Here is a 2,514-nt window from a genome sequence, read left to right as displayed (position 1 = left end):
TTTGTAGCACCTGCAGGTGTAGATTTAGTTTGCATACCAGCGTTTGCGGAAGTAGAGGTTGAAGGTGAGGATAGGACAGGGATTAAGCTTATAGTTGAATCTAGAAAATAAACATTAAAAAAACTGAAATACTAAAAATTTATAAAATAGTGATGTAAGAAGTATGAGGTATGAGGATGGAACTAAAAATTCAACTTTATATTTAATAACATCCCTTCCTAATGTACAAATTTGGTTGGAAAAGAATTATAATTATTTTTCAACCTTCATACTTCCTACTTCTAAAATTGTATTACTTATTTGTTGAGACTTTTTTATAAAATTTTAATAAATCGAGCAAACCAATCATGAGGAGACCAACTATGAAAAGTCAATAGTTTTTTGAAAAAAAGTAAAAAAATTTTTAATAGAAAGAAGGGTCAACTTTAATAAACGTTTTTAAATAATTTTTTAAAAACGCTGAAGAACATTGAAAAATCAATATTTAATTAATCTAAGTTAAAAGCAACATTATCTTTTAACATTTTAAATATGACACGAACTAATTTATGAGCAACATGTCCTAAAGCACAATAATGAGATTTACCTTGAGAACGCTTAAGTTCGTAGTAATCTCTAAAAGTTTTGTTGTTGCGAACAACATTGTGAGCAGAATAAACAAGCGAATATCTTAGCATTCCAGAGCCACGTTTAGACATTTTTGTACTTCTAGCTTGAAAGTTACCAGATTGAATAACAGAAGGGTCTAATCCAGCATAAGCAAGTAATTGACAAGAATGTTCAAAGCGGTTAATGTCACCAATAGAGCCAATAATAACAGCAGCTTGATTGTAAGACATACCAGGAATAGTTAAGATGGGAGATTCCATCTCATCAAGAATAGACTTGTAAAGTGCTTCAACTTCTGCAATTTGCTCATTGTAAAGTTCAATTTGTAAAATAGCATGTTTAACTTGTAAAGATAAACTAGGATTATCAATACCGACAGAGGATTTAGCCAATTCACGTAAACGAATAGCATCTTGTTTACCATATCTACCATGAGAGTTATCATGAAGAATATTAGTAAGTTTAGTCAAATGTAAATTTTTTATGGCGTTAGGACTTGAATATTCTTTCAATAACTGATATGATACATTAAGGTGAAGATTTCCTTTGAAGAACTGTTCAAGTTCAGGAAAAATCTGATCCATATAAGATACTAATTGAATTTTAGCTTTACTTCTCATAGTAACTAAGTTACGACGTGAACGGCATAAGCCTTTGAGTTTTAAATTGTTGATATCTCTAGATGTGATGAGAGAGTAGTTACCTAAAGTTAGCGCTTTGATAATTATGTACGTATCAACTTTATCATTCTTAGTTTTTCTGATATTAGACCTACGTAGATTAGCGGTCTGAATTGGATTAATAAGTCCAATTTTGAAATTCAGATTAAACAAGTAAGAAATGATATTTTCGCCGTAATGAGCAGTAGATTCTAATCCAATTAGTATCTTTTCTTTGTCTAAAGATTCTAATTTAGAAATAAGTTTTTGAAATCCACTGTTATCATTAGAGAACGAAAAAGGTTCACAAATCACCTCTCCATCAGAGGACATAACAGAAGCCCAGTGAGTATTTTTAGCAATATCAATTCCAACATAAAACATAAAAAGTACCACCTTTCAAATAAATTAATAACTGTGACAACTTCCACATGTATTCGTTCTCATAAACTTGCTAGACATAAAAGTTCAAAGACTTATCCAACCAATAAATAATTAAAAACGAAACTGTGGCAATACACTCCTCAAAATAGTCAAAGCTATAAGAAATATCAAAAGTCCACAGTTACCACACTTAGATTATACTAAATATAGATAGAAATATAAAGAAAGGAGTGTATGGTTATTTAAGTTATTAAATATATCATACAAGAAAAATATGGATAGAGATTTTGAAATTTTATATAATAGAGCAAGAGAGATAACGGGAAAAAAGGAGTTAAACAAAAGTGTGTCATATGCTCATGTTGGATGTGCATTAATGACAGATAAAGGAAATATATATACAGGAATATGTATTGTTGCAGATTGTGCTATAGGTTTTTGTGCTGAACATGCTGCTATAGCTGAAATGTTAAAAAACAATGAGTCAAGAATTATAAAAATAGTGGCTACTGATAAAAATGGGGCAGTACCACCTTGTGGAAGATGCCGTGAATTAATAAAACAAGTTAATTGTGAGAATTTGAAAACTGAAATTATGATTGGCGATAATCAAATATTTACACTAGCTGAATTATTACCCCATGTATGGCTACCATAATTATAAATAACAATATTAAAAATTATGTAGTTATGAATGAATTAGAAGAAACGGAGTTGATCCAAATGAATGAAAATATAATTAATTTTTATATAATTGCAAATCGATTAAAAGAAAAAATTCGAACAGGTTGGCAAGAAATTGAAGTATCAAGTCAAAGATTAGAATCTGTTGCAGAACATATTTATGGATGTTTAATGTTAG

The 2,514-nt window shown here is 29.6% G+C and carries 3 protein-coding genes; 2 read left to right on the top strand and 1 reads right to left on the bottom strand.

The window, feature by feature from the left end; genetic code table 11:
• Positions 1–111: stage V sporulation protein S (locus Q0W26_RS11950; protein WP_342765351.1), on the top strand; the 111-nt coding region annotated here is incomplete at its 5' end.
• 377 nt (positions 112–488) lie between these two features.
• Here the strand turns inward: Q0W26_RS11950 and Q0W26_RS11920 are convergent.
• Complete coding sequence (locus tag Q0W26_RS11920) at positions 489–1,652, bottom strand: IS110 family transposase (protein WP_298525749.1); 1,164 nt, start codon at positions 1,650–1,652, stop codon at positions 489–491.
• A gap of 274 nt (positions 1,653–1,926) precedes the next feature.
• Between Q0W26_RS11920 and Q0W26_RS11915 the strand changes: the two genes are divergently transcribed.
• A complete protein-coding gene (locus tag Q0W26_RS11915; protein ID WP_298525747.1) occupies positions 1,927–2,310 on the top strand; it encodes a cytidine deaminase in 384 nt (127 codons plus the stop codon).
• Positions 2,311–2,514 lie beyond the last annotated feature (204 nt).

This window comes from uncultured Methanobrevibacter sp. (assembly GCF_947169325.1).
GTDB lineage: Archaea > Methanobacteriota > Methanobacteria > Methanobacteriales > Methanobacteriaceae > Methanocatella.
This window is presented reverse-complemented; position numbering and strand designations above follow the sequence as displayed.

Coding starts and splice junctions, on each gene's coding strand:
- Q0W26_RS11920 (WP_298525749.1), bottom strand. CDS start 1,652: ATGTTTTATGTTGGAATTGATATTGCTAAAAATACTCACTGGGCTTCT.
- Q0W26_RS11915 (WP_298525747.1), top strand. CDS start 1,927: ATGGATAGAGATTTTGAAATTTTATATAATAGAGCAAGAGAGATAACG.